15 protein-coding genes and 1 tRNA gene are annotated in these 14078 nt (G+C 65.8%); 7 read left to right on the top strand and 9 right to left on the bottom strand.

All coding sequences use genetic code 11. The annotated features are described in order from the left end of the window. Positions 1 to 29: 29 nt before the first annotated feature. Entirely contained in the window at positions 30 to 428 is a 399-nt protein-coding gene (locus QBJ92_RS06485; RefSeq protein WP_277968873.1) for a low affinity iron permease family protein, read from the bottom strand. 49 nt (positions 429 to 477) lie between these two features. On the opposite strand from QBJ92_RS06485, the gene aguB reads away from it, so the two are divergent. Beyond that, positions 478 to 1329: an N-carbamoylputrescine amidase gene (gene aguB / locus QBJ92_RS06480; RefSeq protein ID WP_277968872.1), complete on the top strand. Its 852-nt coding sequence runs from the start codon at positions 478 to 480 to the stop codon at positions 1327 to 1329. Between the two features lie 189 nt (positions 1330 to 1518). Here aguB and QBJ92_RS06475 read toward each other — a convergent pair whose 3' ends face one another. Further along, positions 1519 to 2187 (bottom strand): uracil-DNA glycosylase, encoded by a 669-nt coding sequence (locus tag QBJ92_RS06475; RefSeq protein WP_277968871.1) that lies wholly within the window; start codon positions 2185 to 2187, stop codon positions 1519 to 1521. Between the two features lie 23 nt (positions 2188 to 2210). Here QBJ92_RS06475 and folK point away from each other — a divergent pair, with 23 nt between their 5' ends. Both folK and QBJ92_RS06465 read left to right on the top strand, forming a co-directional pair. Continuing rightward, the gene (gene folK, locus QBJ92_RS06470; protein ID WP_277968870.1) at positions 2211 to 2708 is read left to right on the top strand and encodes a 2-amino-4-hydroxy-6-hydroxymethyldihydropteridine diphosphokinase; all 498 of its coding nucleotides are present in this window, start codon (positions 2211 to 2213) and stop codon (positions 2706 to 2708) included. A gap of 17 nt (positions 2709 to 2725) precedes the next feature. Next, positions 2726 to 2801, top strand: a tRNA-Lys gene (locus QBJ92_RS06465). 38 nt (positions 2802 to 2839) lie between these two features. Here the strand turns inward: QBJ92_RS06465 and QBJ92_RS06460 are convergent. Continuing rightward, positions 2840 to 4171 carry a capsule biosynthesis protein gene (locus QBJ92_RS06460; RefSeq protein ID WP_277968908.1) on the bottom strand — a complete coding sequence of 444 codons (1332 nt, stop codon included), beginning with the start codon at positions 4169 to 4171 and terminating at the stop codon, positions 2840 to 2842. A 226-nt stretch (positions 4172 to 4397) separates the two neighbouring features. Between QBJ92_RS06460 and QBJ92_RS06455 the strand changes: the two genes are divergently transcribed. Further along, positions 4398 to 5864, top strand: coding sequence for an LTA synthase family protein (locus QBJ92_RS06455; protein WP_277968869.1), 1467 nt, complete (start codon positions 4398 to 4400; stop codon positions 5862 to 5864). On the opposite strand, the gene QBJ92_RS06450 is transcribed toward QBJ92_RS06455, so the two are convergent. Continuing rightward, the gene (locus tag QBJ92_RS06450) at positions 5845 to 6621 is read right to left on the bottom strand and encodes an SDR family NAD(P)-dependent oxidoreductase (RefSeq protein WP_277968868.1); all 777 of its coding nucleotides are present in this window, start codon (positions 6619 to 6621) and stop codon (positions 5845 to 5847) included. The genes QBJ92_RS06455 and QBJ92_RS06450 overlap by 20 nt on opposite strands. Positions 6622 to 6782: 161 nt before the next feature. Between QBJ92_RS06450 and QBJ92_RS06445 the strand changes: the two genes are divergently transcribed. Next, positions 6783 to 7397, top strand: coding sequence for a sterol desaturase family protein (locus QBJ92_RS06445; RefSeq protein WP_277968867.1), 615 nt, complete (start codon positions 6783 to 6785; stop codon positions 7395 to 7397). A 38-nt stretch (positions 7398 to 7435) separates the two neighbouring features. Here QBJ92_RS06445 and QBJ92_RS06440 read toward each other — a convergent pair whose 3' ends face one another. From QBJ92_RS06440 to QBJ92_RS06420, 5 genes are read right to left on the bottom strand one after another with little or no spacing between them, the layout of a single operon-like run. Continuing rightward, a complete protein-coding gene (locus QBJ92_RS06440; protein ID WP_277968866.1) occupies positions 7436 to 8629 on the bottom strand; it encodes a glycosyltransferase family 4 protein in 1194 nt (397 codons plus the stop codon). Then, positions 8626 to 10263, bottom strand: coding sequence for a beta-3-deoxy-D-manno-oct-2-ulosonic acid transferase (locus QBJ92_RS06435; protein ID WP_277968865.1), 1638 nt, complete (start codon positions 10261 to 10263; stop codon positions 8626 to 8628). The genes QBJ92_RS06440 and QBJ92_RS06435 overlap by 4 nt, the downstream gene beginning before the upstream one ends. Further along, positions 10260 to 10868 (bottom strand): histidine phosphatase family protein, encoded by a 609-nt coding sequence (locus tag QBJ92_RS06430; protein WP_277968864.1) that lies wholly within the window; start codon positions 10866 to 10868, stop codon positions 10260 to 10262. The genes QBJ92_RS06435 and QBJ92_RS06430 overlap by 4 nt, the downstream gene beginning before the upstream one ends. After that, a complete protein-coding gene (locus QBJ92_RS06425; protein WP_277968863.1) occupies positions 10859 to 11698 on the bottom strand; it encodes a 3-deoxy-manno-octulosonate cytidylyltransferase in 840 nt (279 codons plus the stop codon). Before QBJ92_RS06425 ends, QBJ92_RS06430 begins: the two co-directional genes overlap by 10 nt. Then, positions 11691 to 12686 carry a KpsF/GutQ family sugar-phosphate isomerase gene (locus QBJ92_RS06420; protein ID WP_277968862.1) on the bottom strand — a complete coding sequence of 332 codons (996 nt, stop codon included), beginning with the start codon at positions 12684 to 12686 and terminating at the stop codon, positions 11691 to 11693. The genes QBJ92_RS06425 and QBJ92_RS06420 overlap by 8 nt, the downstream gene beginning before the upstream one ends. Before the next feature lie 156 nt (positions 12687 to 12842). On the opposite strand from QBJ92_RS06420, the gene kdsA reads away from it, so the two are divergent. Both kdsA and QBJ92_RS06410 read left to right on the top strand, forming a co-directional pair. Continuing rightward, complete coding sequence (gene kdsA, locus QBJ92_RS06415; protein ID WP_277968861.1) at positions 12843 to 13691, top strand: 3-deoxy-8-phosphooctulonate synthase; 849 nt, start codon at positions 12843 to 12845, stop codon at positions 13689 to 13691. Positions 13692 to 13726: 35 nt separating this feature from the next. Beyond that, positions 13727 to 14041, top strand: a complete 315-nt coding sequence (locus QBJ92_RS06410; RefSeq protein WP_277968860.1) for a hypothetical protein — start codon at positions 13727 to 13729, stop codon at positions 14039 to 14041. Positions 14042 to 14078: the final 37 nt, after the last annotated feature.

The following is a 14078-nucleotide window of genomic DNA, read 5'->3' as shown; positions in this document are numbered from 1 at the left end:
CCTGCGCAGGAGTACGAAGCGGCGGAACGCTAAAGCCGCCCCAAAAGCCGCTCGATCGATTCGTGATGCGTCGTGTCGTCGCCGCACTCTCGCTCCAGCACGCGCTTGATCCGTTCGAGCTCGTCCTGCGTCATATGTTCGATCCCGATGAACTCGTTGCGCGCTTCCGTCGTCGCGCGGATGATCTCGTCGAGCTTGGCCTGGATCGCAGAGGCGTCGCGGTTCTGCGCGTTCTGGATCAGGAACACCATCAGGAAGGTGACGATCGTCGTCGAGGTGTTGATGACGAGCTGCCATGTGTCCGAATAGTGGAACACTGGCCCGGTCAGTCCCCAGAGCAGCACCACCGTGAACGCGGAAATAAACGCGATCGGGCGTCCCGCCCAATTGGCCACCCGTTGGGCAATCGTCTCGAACACTCGTTCCATTCGCGATATCCCGTTTGAATCTGCGCCACGAACCACGATATGGCGGCGCATGACCGAAATCACCGTCGCCGCACTTCAGCTCGCTTTCTCAAACGATATGGACGCGAATATCGAGCATGTCTCGGAACTCGTGCGCGAGGCCGCGAGCCGTGGCGCGCAAGTGATTCTGCCGCCCGAACTGTTCGAGGGCGAATATTTTTGCCGGGTCGAGGACGAGGGGCTGTTCTCCAACGCCAAGCCGGTGGGCGAGCACAAGGCGGTGCTCGCGATGCAGGCGCTCGCCGAGGCGCTCAAGGTGACGATCCCGACGAGCTTCTTCGAGGCGGACGGGCCGCATCATTACAACAGCCTCGCGATGATCGGCCCCGACGGCGAAGTTCAGGGCGTCTACCGCAAGAGCCATATCCCGGATGGGCCGGGCTACGAGGAGAAATTCTATTTCCGCCCCGGCAACACCGGCTTCAAGGTGTGGCCCGGTCCGGAGAAGACGACGCTCGGTGTCGGCGTGTGCTGGGACCAATGGTATCCCGAGACCGCGCGCGCGATGATGCTGATGGGCGCGGAAGTACTGTTCTACCCCACTGCGATCGGCAGCGAGCCGCACGACACGTCGCTGGATACAGCGCGGCTTTGGCGGCGCGCGATGGTCGGCCATGCGGTGTCGAACGTCGTGCCGATCGTCGCGGCGAATCGCGTCGGCGTCGAGCACGACCAGACTTTCTACGGCACGAGCTTCATCGCGGACGAGCGCGGAGACATTCTGGCGGAACTGGGGCGGGCGGACGAAGGCGTTATCACCGCTACGATCGATCTGGATCGGGTCAAGCGCCACCGTGCCGCGTTCGGATTTTTCCGCGATCGTCGGCCCGACCTATATGGCCGGCTGGTGCAGGATATCTGATCGGGTCAGGGATGACCCGCGAGGGCGATCGGACTGGGGGGTGGCGGGACTACCGCCAGACTGTCTCGATCGTCCTCGCGCATCGGTACGCTACGCTTCTCGGCTGCAGCCCTACTCCGCAACAACCGATTCGGGTATAACCCCGGACTCGTTAAATATCTCTCATCCATAAGTTCAGCGCGGCAAGTGTTAGGCAGCGGAACTGTCCCGAAGTTGTGCTGCGCGTGCGAACACGGCCTCGAACATCTCGGTGGTAAGCCTCCCGGTATTCTGGTTGTAGCGCGAACAATGGTAGCTATCGATCAGGATCCGGCCATCGGGCATGCGATGTTCGGCGAGATGGCCGAACTTGCACTTGGGTAACCGCCCGCCCAGTGCCTTGACCGCGGACTGATGTGCGATCTGGCCCAGCGCGACGAACACGCGCGCCCGTGGCAGAGCGGCGATCTGTCCTTCAAGGAATGGGCGGCACGTGCGGATCTCTTCGGGGGTGGGCTTGTTCTGCGGCGGCAGGCATTTGACGGCGTTGATGATCATCGCATCCTGCAATTGGAGCGTATCGTCTGGCTTGGCTTCGAAGGTGCCCGTCGCAAACCCGTATTTGGTGAGCGTGTCGTACAGCAAAACCCCCGCAAAATCGCCCGTGAAGGGGCGACCGGTGCGGTTCGCGCCATGCTTGCCGGGAGCCAGTCCGATGATGCCGAGCCACGCCCCCGGGTCGCCGAACGCGTTGACGGGGGCATTCCACCACGTCGGGAATTCCTCGCGCAATTCCTCCCGGAACGCGACGAGGCGCGGGCAAAGGGGGCAATCGTGTGGCGGTTCGGAGTCCGCGAGCGGGCTGGGTGCGAAGTTCATCAAAAGGCGATAGGCATGTTTGGGTGTCGATCTCAACCACCTACCCGCTTTATGCCATCGCGATCGGATCGAACCGACGCGGACGTCATGGCCATCCACGAGCCGAAGTCCGGGCAGCGATCGCTGCCTTGCCCAATGTGCTGGCGGTGTCTCGCTTGATCGAGACTGCGCCGGTCGGGCCGTCCCTGCGGCGTTTCACCAATGCCGCTGTCCTGCTTCACAGTTCCGAGACACCGCCGATGATGTTGGCCCGGCTCAAGCGGATCGAGCGCGATTTCGGACGCCGCCGGGGACAACGTTGGTCGGCGCGGGTAATCGATCTCGATATTGTGCTGTGGTCGGGGGGCGCATGGCGGGACGCCACGCTCTGCATCCCGCACATCGCCTTCCGAACGCGGAATTTCGTGCTGCATCCGCTCGTGCAAATCGCCCCGCGATGGCGCGATCCGCAGACCGGACGGACGATCCGGCAACTTGCGATGCGCTTGGACATGGTTGACCGGACGCGCATCCGCTCCTAACGCGCATCGGCGTGTGTGGGCTCGTAGCTCAGTCGGTAGAGCAACGGACTTTTAATCTGTAGGTCCCGGGTTCGAATCCCGGCGAGCCCACCACGTGATGCTTGCGTGCGCTGCGGCATGGCGCACCGGTTTCAGGTCGATAGCACCGCCGTCGCTGAACGCTGATGCTGCGACGATACGGCGGACGGCGGAAGCAACGGGCTCGCAGCCTCGATCTTCGCAATGATTCCGCTTGTCAGTTTCTCGAGTGCCTCTTCCGAGAAGAAACCGCCCGGGACGAGACAACGCTCGATCAGCACGCGCCGAAACGCGTCGAACGTTGCAGTGTCGGGTTTCCCCGGAGTCGCCCAAAAATCGTTGAGGCGCCCCTGAAACGTGATGTCCTCGATATCGTAAACGGCCTGCCCGAGCGCGATCACCGGAATTCCCTGGGCCAGCGCGAGTGTTCCGCTGGTGCTGTTGATCGTCACCATGCCCTGCGATTTTAACGAAATCGGGACGATGTCGCCGCCCTCGAGATAGTCGATCCGGTCGGTTACGCCGTGCAATGCTGCGAGCGTCTTCGTTTCGAGCCGCCAGTCGCGCACGCCGTTGTCGAGCGGATGTTCCTTGATCACGAGTCGCAATTCGGGCGGCGCATGGCTGGCGAACGACGTGATCACCATGCGCAGCGCATCCGCGATTCCTGCAAACGACGAATGCAGCCGGATCTGCGCATCCGAATCGAGCTGCAACGGGAACAGGACGTACGGTGCGTTGCGGTGTGCCAACGCCGCCTGGACGCTTTGCGCACGTTGCGCTGCCGCCTTGCGCCGTGTCAGGCGTCGGACCCACCCCATGCCCTCAACCAGAGGATGCCACGGGCGATGGTTTTCCCAATGGGGATAGTGCGATCGGCTCAGCACGTCCGCGGTATTGTAGATCAACGCCTCGGTCGCACGGCGGCGGAAAGACGAGGGGACGGGCGCGTGCTGGGGAACGGGCGGCAGCAACGCTGCCTGCGCGCGATACCAGGACGGGTCGCGCGGCAGCGTGGAGTGGCCGTTGACCCCGCCGAGTTCAAGCGTGACCCAGTCGGGCCGGATATAGCCTTCCTCGAACACGTGGACCGGGACGTGCAGGTCGCGACAAACCGCGATCGCCGCCATGTGGATCGGACGGCAATCACCGAACAGCAATACGTCGGTGATCTTGCGGTCCGCGATGATCCGGCTGAGTTCCGCGGGCCAGTCCTCGAACCGCCCGCGATAGTCGATCCCGTTGGGAAGGCGCCAGAACAGACGGTCACCGCCGTTGAAGTTGACCTTGTGAACCCCGTACCCATCGCGCCGCAGCACCTGCCCCAACCGTCGGAACAGCGGACCCATGAGGCCTTGCAGCAACAGGATGTTGCGCTCCGCGAGCGGCTGTACGATCGCTGCTTTTGCCGTGCGCGGCTGTGTGACGGATTCATCGGAAAGCATGTCCGGCATCCGTAATTCCTCTTGTTTTCAATACTGCGACGCTTGGGTCACAGTGGCTTGGTCTCTCCATAGAACTGGCCACGGCATTTTCCAAGGTGCGGCGCGGCGTCTCCAAGGTCGTGACAGTGTTGTGTTCGCTGGGTATAGGCGGGCGCGTTTCTCTGACGCCGGACCGACCGTGGCGCTTTGTCGCGGCGGGGACGCAACCCATTCTGTGGCGAACGGTGTGATCCCTTTCCTGACAATGCTGGTCTTTTCGGTGCTGTTCGACTCAGCCGCACGGCCACGCGCTGGCGCGTTGCGGGACTGGCGTGGCGTAGCGCTTCATGGGCTCGTCATGACGAGCGTATTTGGGTTGATCTTGGCGGCCACCGGAAACGCGGTGATTGCCGCGCTGGTCGGGGCCGCGCTTGCCGGGCTGTTCATGGTCGCGTCGAATGCGAAACGCCAAATGCTGGGTGAGCCGCTGGTGTTTTCGGATCTTGCGCTGCTGGGGGGTGTCGTGCGGCACCCGCGCTTCTATTTCTCGGCGCTTTCGCCGACGCAGCGGTGGATGCTCGCGATCGGCGCTGGGGCGGCGGTGATCGCGATGGTCCTGCTATCCTCCTTGGCGGTGCAGCCGCATCTGGCCGGAGCCGCGCTTGTGCTGGGCAGCGGACTGGCGCTTGCCGGCGTATTGCGCAGCCGCGCGCTCGATCGCCTTGCGCAGATCCCCGATCTCGAAGGCGATTTCAGGCGATTGGGCATGGTCGCCACACTGCTGCTCTACTGGTGGCGCTGGCGTGAGTCGCCGGATCCGCAACCGTGCGAGGGCGAACGTCGACGCGATGGCGCCGCTATGCCCGAGCTGGTCGTGATCGTGCAGTGCGAATCCTTCTGTGACCCGCTCGACATCACGCACGATCCGCGCGATTCGCTTCCCGGGTTGGACGCGGCACGGGCGGCGGCGTGGCAATGGGGGACGCTCGATGTCAGCGGTTTCGGTGCCTATACGATGCGGACCGAATATGGCGTGCTGTTCGGTCGCAGCGAGGAAGCGCTCGGTTTCCGACGGTACGACCCCTTCCTGACCGCGTCAGGCGAAGCGTCTTACGCCTTGTCGGCGCGGCTGCGTGGCGCGGGCTATCGGAGTGTGTTCGTCCATCCGCACGATTTGCGCTTCTACAGCCGCGACCGGTTGATGCCGCAGGTTGGCTTCGCCGCCATGATCGGCGAAGAGGGTATCGCAGCGCGCGACGAAGGCGCGGGGCGTTATGTCGACGATCGCACGCTCGGATCATCGGTGATCGCAATGCTCGAGGCGGCGACCGGGCCGACGATGATCTACACCGTCACGATGGAAAACCACGGCCCGTGGGACAGCGACACCGCGCGCGACGCGGCCGGCCGGCGTGATGCGTATCTCCGCCACGCCCGCAGCAGCGATGCGATGCTGCGCGACCTGACGGCATATCTCGCCCAAGCCGGGCGGTCCGGTCTGCTCGCGTTCTTCGGGGATCACCGACCCAGCATTCCAGGCGTTACGGCACCCGGCGGCGCGCGGCATACGCCGTATGTCATGCTGCGCTTCCGCGAAGATGGATCTTTCGTTTCGGGGGGCGGGGATCCGGTCGATCTCACCCCGGCGGAATTGCATCACCGAATCCTGCACTGCGTCGCAACGCCCCAGGCGGTCAGTCCTCGCGCGGGGTGAGTGCCTGCAGCAGCCGGTCTCGCCAAGCGGTCGGCAACACCCGGTCGACCGTGCGCAGCACCCGAAACGGCCATGGAAAGATCGCGTGACCGGCGCCGCGCTCCGCCGCCGCGGCGATTCGTGCTGCGGCATCGGCCGGTTCGATCTGAAACGGGCGCGGGCCCGCGTTGCCACGTCCTGCGGCAGTGTTGATGAACCCGGGGGACACGACGGTGACGCGGACGCCGTGCTTGCGGACGCTCAATCGCAAGGCGTCGCCAAAGCGGAGCAGCCCGGCCTTCGACCCGGCATAGCCCGCGGCAAACGGCAGGGCATGGAACGCCGCGGCGGATCCGACCAGTACGATTCCTCCTTTCCCTCGCAGCGTCATGCGCCGCGCCAGCGCCGCCGCCATCGCAGCGGGTGCTACGTAATTGACGAGGCCCAGACGCGCGACTTGCGCCGCGTCCTCCACCCTGTCGCCGGCTGCGCGGACGTCGCCTGCTCCCGCGACCAGGAGGGCGAGGGTGATCGCGCCGATATCGTCCTCGTCCTCGGCCGCGGCGATTGCAGCGAGACTGTCCGTCAGGTCGAGCTGCCGCAAGCGGACTTCGGCACCAGCGGCCCGACACAGCGTCGCGACGGTTTCCAGCCGTGGACGATCCCGCCCCCACAGAAGGAGCGTCCGCCCAGGTGCGGCATAGTATTGCGCCAGTGTCGCCCCGAGGCCGCCCGACGCGCCGCTAATGAGGATGCGATCCAGTGACGATTTGTTCATTCCTGGCTTCTATCGCCATGCGTGACACAAGGAACACACTTCCTGTCTTGATCGATGCATTGCAGCACCTTGCCGCTTTGCGGGTTGACAGAAGGGGGCTCGGTCTGACCATAGCTCTCTCCAAATGTGCGTACTGGACTGGGACTTTGCGAGGCCTGCCGATGATGAATTACAGGTCCGATGTTCCCCGCATTCGGCTTTTCAAGAACGATTTCCTGGAGCGTTTCACCGTGATCTCGCCGGCGGCGTTCGCGGTGACATGGACAATCTTCCTCGGCGTCGCGGTCTACGCGAGCTGGGGCGTGGCGAGCGTGGGTGTGTCGCTCGCGCTCGTCGCGGCGGGCGTGCTGATCTGGACGCTGTTCGAATATGTCATGCACCGCTTCATATTTCACCTGAAGTTCAAGTCGGAATGGGGACAGAAGCTGATCTTCATCGCGCATGGCAATCATCATTCCATGCCCGGGGATCCCTATCGCAACATCATGCCGCCGCTCGTCAGCGTGGTGATTTCATGCGCGGTCTGGCTGCTGTTCGTCGAACTGATCGGCAAACCGGGGTCGGTGCTCTTTCTGGGCTTCGGGATCGGCTATGTGGTCTATGACGTGACGCACTATGCGTGCCATCAGCTGCCGATGCGCGGGAAGATCCTGGGCGCCTTGCGCAAGCATCACATCCGGCATCATCATGCCAAGGAAGAAGGCAATTTCGCGATCACCGCGATCGTGTGGGACCGCATGTTCGGGACATATATCCAAAAGAAGACGCGCGCCTAGCCGACCGGGACCGGCGGTCCCGGTCCACGGCCGTCGGATCAGCGCTGCAGACCGTCGATCGCGGCGTTGACGATCGCGATATGCTGCTCCCAATTCGGCGCACGATACGTGGGTAGGCGTTCCATTTGCGCAGCGCGCATCGGTCCGCAGTGGAAATGATCTAGGATCGTGGCGCGCCACGCCGGACCATCAAGCGGATCGAGAAAGTCGGGCACGGTATCGCCGGCTTCGCGCAATGCCGGCAAGTCGCTGCAAATGACCGGCGTTCCCACGGCGAGCGCTTCCGCGACCGGCATGCCATACCCTTCCGCAAAGGACGGCAGCACCAGCGCACGCGCGCCGCGCAGCAGCGCATCGAGGTGTTGGTCCGAACAGCCGTTGCGCTCCTCGACATGGCCACGCAGCGCCGGACAGCGTTCGAGCATGTCGATGACCTGCTCGTTTTCCCATCCCCGCCGACCGACGATGACGAGCCGTGGGATCGCCGCCTGCGGCAACGTCTCGGCGAAGGTCCGCCACAGGTTGAGCAGCAGGAGATGGTTCTTGCGCGGCTCGATCGTGCCGACGCACAGGAAATAGGGAACCTCCGGGACCGGTAACGGCGTGGTCGGCGTCGGCATGATCTGGGTGCCAAGCAACGCGACGTGGATCGCGACATCGCGTCCGCTCCGCTCGATCCAGGGGCGCATCGAGACACCGGTCGCAGCCGAATTGACGATCACGCCATCGGCATGCGCGGCGATCGTCTCGATCCGGCGCTGATGCAGGCGTGCGCCGTCAGGGCGCGCATATTCGGGATATTCGATCGGAATAAGATCATGCACCAGGCACAGGAACCGCGCCTGTTCGCGCGCGAGGATCCGCTGGACCAGCGCGGGGCGCGTGAGGTGGTGCGGCGAGGCTTGGACATAAACGCTGCCGGGCGTCGGGCGCCCCGGCTTGGGCAGCAGCGTCATCAGCAGCGGCACGGTCTCGCGCAGCGAGCGCTGCTCGACCCCGCCGCCTTCCGAATCCCATCGCCGTTCAAGCAAGTCGAGATAGCGCAGCGCGGTCTGCGTCGACAGCCGCCCGTAGCCGGCGAGCGGATGCACCGCGGCGAAATCGAGCCGGTCTCCGAGCGATGCGGACAAGCCTTGCGCATAAGCCATCTCCACACGATCCACCCCCGAGGGGGTGTGGTGACGTGCGCGAGAGATCAGGCGCGAGAGATCGAGAATCACGCGATTCGTCACGACGTCTTGGCTCCCATCAGGCGACCTTGCGCCTGGCGCAACCGGCTGACCCAGCCGAGCCGGTTGTGCGTGGCGCCTTGTCCCATCCGCCCGATCAGGACTTCAGGCGAACAGGGCAAGCTCGTCGCCGGATCGAGGTAGCGTGGATAGGCGATCAGCACCGCAGCGATCAGGTCGAGCACGCTCAGCGGTCGCCCCCGGCGATCGGGGACATGGCCGAGGTCGCGGGTGACACCCCAGCCGGCGTAGAAGGGCGTTCCGTGGCAGGTGACGTCGCGACCGCGCAGCAACGCCTCGAACCCGGTCAGCGAGGTGAGCACATGGACGCCGTCGACGAGATCGAGCAGCGGTGCCATCCCCCCGCCCACGACGACGCGGTCGGCATAACGCAGCGCATCTGCTTCCGAGACCGCGCCGACGCGGTGGCCGGCGGTGACGTCGGGATGCGGGCGGAACCAGATTTCGGCGTCGGGCTCGCGCTCGCGCGTGCGGCGGAGCAATTCGAGGTTGCTGGCGAGGCCATCCCCGCCGAGCCGCACCGACATGTCGTCCTCGACCTGGCCGGGGACGAGGACCAAGCGGCGTCCGGGTTGGCGGGACGGGAAGCAATGCACTGTATCGCTGCCATATTTGCTGATGCCCGCCGCCAGGATCGTGTCGCGTAAGCGCGCTGCGCGGGCGAGCATCTCGGGGGGGAAGTCGGCGGTGGCGAGCAGGGTTTCGAGATCGCTCGCGCGGCTCGGGTCGTAGTGAATCCCGCGCCAGTCGACCGCAACCGACGAGGGTGGAACGAGATTACTGCCGAGCCCGACCGAGCGGACGAACCCGTCCTCGACCCGGACGAGCGGAATCGCATCCGCCGCGGCCTGCGCCACCATTGCGGCGGACACCCGCGAGGGCCATATCGCAACTGCCCCGCCGACGCGCGCAGCATAGGCAAGTGCTCGCCGTTCGGACCGGAAAAAGCGCAGATCGTGTTCAGGTGTGTACAGGAATCGCGCAATTTCATGCCGTTTCCACCACGAAAAACCGCATCCTGCGACGATATTTCGGTTCCCCGCGAACGTCAGCCGCCAATCGCGAAGCGTCGCGACGGTCGCGGTCAGATCGCTCGGCTCGCCCGTGAACGGATCGCGGTAGCGGGTCTGCACCAAATGCCGGGCGACGGTCCGGCGCAGCGTGTCGGCATCGTCGCCAGGCGCGCCGAATCGTCCCGCCGACAGGAGATGCACCCGCACGCCGGCAACGGCAGCCAGCGCGACCCAGTCGTCGTCGCCATGCGCGACCAGTGCGGTCATGCCAGTCAAGAGCGACCAGGGATCGATCGGCACCGTGCCGCGACGCGCGGTCGGCGCGACCCGTTGCGCGGTCGCGCGGTCGGCGGCGGGGAGCAGCGCCCGGGCCGCTGCGTCTTCGCGCGGTTCGCGGGTCCGCAGGACGACCGCGATCGGGGCCGGCGCTGGCGTACCCCAGAAACATCCGCCGACCCGCGCGGCGCGGATCTCCGCGAACAGGCGGTCGGTCGTATCGGCGTCGAGGTCCGGGGACGGCGCCGTGCCCTCCTGCGTGACCGTCACGGTATCGCCGGGGAAGGGCGGCGCCCGCAGCAATGGGGGCAATGCGGGAGTGGTCATGGACGCACGTCCCAAGCGGCCAGCCGAAGGCCGTCCGTGTCGCGTTCGATCACGCCGTACGCGCCGGTCCGCAGCTTGAGCGACGGCAGCGAAGCCGCCTGGTGCTGAAGCGCCGGATCAGCCAGCAGCGCGAACCGCGCCGCGCCATTGCTCGTCACGATCAGAACATGGCCCTCAGCGGTGGCGAACAGGTCTCGCCATCCCGCGATCCGGCGTTCCGCATCGACGATCCAGCCGTCGGGCGCCTCCGCCGCATGGTCCCAGCGCGCCAGTGCAGGTTCGCCGATCCGGTCGATCACCTCGGACTCGAGCCTGGCTTCGTCCGGCCCGTGGTCGATTTCGGTCAGCCAGTCCGCCGGCTCCACCAGCAGCGCAGCGGGCTGTTGCGCCAGGATTCCGCCGATCGTCGATCGTGTCCGCAGCAGCGGCGCGGCCAGCGCGCGATCAAACCCGATTCCTCCCCGCGCGAACGCAAGACCCAGCGCTTCGGCCTGCACGACGCCGCTGTCCACGAGCGCAAGATCGGTCGCCGCACCGATCCGGCGCGCGGGTTCTCCGGCTGCAAAGGTGTTGCCATGCCGGACGATGAAGACGCTCAGACCCATGAAAGTTGCGGCTCGCCGTGGTCCGCGATCAACCGCTCGGCCATCGCGAGGTCGGCGGGCGTGTCGATCCCCGACATGGTGTGCGGCATCGCCTCCGCCGCCACGGTCAGGATCGCCTCGCCCGTCTCGAGGAAGCGGAGTTGCTCGAGCCCTTCGATTTGCTCGTATTGCGTCGGCGGCGTCGCCTCGAACCGACGCAGCGCGTCGAATCGATAGGCGTACAGCCCGATGTGGCGGAACACCGGTGACAGCGGGGCGGTGTCGCGCAATCGCTGTTCGTCGCGGATCGCGGGGATGACCGCCTTCGAGAACCACAAGGCGCGTCCGTCGGCGCCACGCGCGCAGGTGGTGCCGCTGAACGGCGACGCTGCCTTGTGCTGGCGCATCGCATCGAGCGCTGGCCAGGGAAGCTGGACCACCGGGGTGGCGACCGAACAGGACGATCCGCGCAGGGCCGCGATCAGCGCCTCGATCAGCGCAGGCTGGACGAATGGTGCGTCCCCCTGGAGGTTGACGATGATCGGCGGGGCGACGACGCGGTCGCGCGCGACCGCCCAGGCCCGGCCCGAGCCCGAGGAAATCGCCGGATCGGTCATCACTGCCGCGCAGCCGAGGCTTTGCGCGTGGTCGAGGATCCGCGAATCGTCGGTCGCGACGACGACGTCGACGTTCCCCGCGCGCGCCGCGCCTTCCCGCGCGATCGCGACGACGCGCGACAACAGCGTGCGCCCGGCGATGTCGATCAAGGGTTTGCCCGGAAGGCGGCTCGACCCGAACCGGGCCGGAACGACGATCAGGTCGGCAGCCAGGTCGGCGGGGGGCTCAGACAACGCCTGCCCGCAGGATGTCGTGGAGGTGAATCACGCCGACCAGCCGCGAATCCTCACAGACGAACAGCACCGAAACGGCATTGTCGTTGAGGATTCGCAGGGCATCCGACGTCAGCGTATCGGGGGTGACGGTGATCGGCGTCGGCGTCATGTGTTCGCCGATATTGTCGCCGAGCCGCTCGCTCGCGAAAGACCGTCGAAGATCGCCGTCGGTGAAGACGCCGACCAGATGGTCGTGATTGTCGACCACCGCGGTGCAGCCGTAGCGCTTGCGGCTCATTTCCATCGTCGCGTCCAGCAGCGTCGCGGTCAGGCGGACCATGGGGACCTCGCTGGTTTCGGCCATCAATTGCGCGACGGTGGTCAGTTGCGCGCCGAGCCGCCCGCCCGGGTGGAACACGAAAAAGTCCGACCGCGAGAAGCCGCGCTGCTCGGTCAGCGCGACCGCGAGCGCATCGCCCAGCACCGACTGGACGACGGTCGACGAGGTCGGCGCGAGTTCGTTCGGGCACGCCTCGCGCACTTTCGGGAGCGCGAGGCAGATATCGGCGGCGCGCCCGGCGGTGCTCTCCGGGTGTGCGGTCGCGACGATCAGCTTGACGCCGAATCGACGGCAGTAGGTGATGATCGCGCCGAGTTCGGCGGTTTCGCCCGACCAGCTCAGCGCCATCACGACGTCACCGACGCTGATCATCCCGAGGTCGCCGTGGCTCGCCTCGCTGGAATGCAGGAACAGTGCCGGGGTCCCGGTGGACGCCATCGTCGCGGCGATCTTGCGACCGACCAGCCCGCTCTTGCCGACGCCGGTAACGATCAGGCGACCGGAAAGCCTGGTAAGCGCTGCGACGGCTTCCAGGAAACTGTCGCGGAGGGGGGCCACCCGCAGCGCTTCGGAAAGCGATTGGAGCGCATCCATCTCGATCCGCGTCGTGCGAAGCGCGGACAACAGCCCCGAATCGTCCAAGACCTTAGCGGCGGTTGCGTGCATATGTTCCTCGCAGTTCCAGGCGACACGGTAAGAGTCGGCCTACAACTAAAGTGTTATCGCGTTGACTTCCAGCCAAACGACGGCACAGATCGCCGCACTGCGGCAAGGTGCCGTGGTAGAGAGATAGGCTCCCCACATGGCAAGGGAAAAAGCGTAATGCGTCTGTGTGGACGGGAAATCGGTCCGACCGAGCCGCTCTTCTTCATCGTCGGCCCGTGCGTCATCGAAAGCGAATCGTTTGCGCTCTCTACCGCAACGCAGCTTCGCGCGATCGCGGACCGGCTGGGGGTCCTGCTGATCTACAAAAGCTCGTTCGACAAGGCGAACCGCAGTTCGGGCGCGTCGTTCCGCGGCCCCGGGATCGAGGAAGGTCTCCGCATCCTGGAGAAGGTCCGCGCCGAAACCGGCCTGCCGATCCTGACCGACGTCCATAGCGAAGATCAGGTCAAGATGGTCGCGGACGTGGTCGACGTGTTGCAGACCCCCGCGTTCCTCGCGCGGCAGACCGATTTCATCGCGGCGGTCGCGGCGTGCGGCAAGCCGGTCAACATCAAGAAGGGGCAGTTCCTCGCCCCCGGCGACATGCGGCACGTTGCGGACAAGGCGCGCGCGGCGGCGGCGGCGGCCGGTGTGCCGACCGACAATTTCATGATGTGCGAACGCGGCGCGAGCTTCGGCTACAACAATCTCGTCTCCGACATGCGCAGCCTTGCGATCATGCGCGATACCGGGTGCCCGGTGGTGTTCGACGCGACGCATTCGGTGCAATTGCCGGGCGGGCAGGGCGATCGGTCCGGCGGCCAGCGCGAATTCGTACCGGTGCTGGCACGCGCGGCGGTGGCGGCGGGGATTTCGGGGCTGTTCGTCGAATCGCATCCCGATCCCGACCAGGCGCTGTCCGATGGCCCCAATAGCTGGCCTTTGGACAAGCTCGAGGCGTTGCTCGAGCAGCTCGTCGGGATCGATGCGCTGGTCAAGCAGGCCGGGCTCGAGCCCCGGTCCTGAAGCAACAGCGCGATCCCGGCAGGCGTTGACCCGGCATGTTTGCGCATGTTCCCGTCGCGATCGGCATCCAGCTCGCGTGTTGGGGGATCGGCCGTGCGCTCGGGGCACCGTCGCGCGCGTCGGTGTGGATTGGCTGTTTCGCAGGCAGCGCGGTGTGCGTGATGCGCGAGATCACCCAGCGCGAATATCAGTGGATCGAACAGTTCGGCGGCGGTCGCCGGGCGAACATGCCGGGCTATGCCGGGCTGGAGCTGTGGGCGTGGAACAGCCACTCGATCAGCGAGACCATCGTCGCGATCGCGGCGTCGGTTGCGCTTGCCGCGATCGTGACGTGGCGCGGGACGCGCTGATCCACGCACCGTAACATCCGGTCATCACGGGGTCCGT

Source organism: Sphingomonas echinoides (assembly GCF_029623395.1).
Taxonomy (GTDB): Bacteria; Pseudomonadota; Alphaproteobacteria; order Sphingomonadales; family Sphingomonadaceae; genus Sphingomonas; species Sphingomonas echinoides_A.
This window is presented reverse-complemented; position numbering and strand designations above follow the sequence as displayed.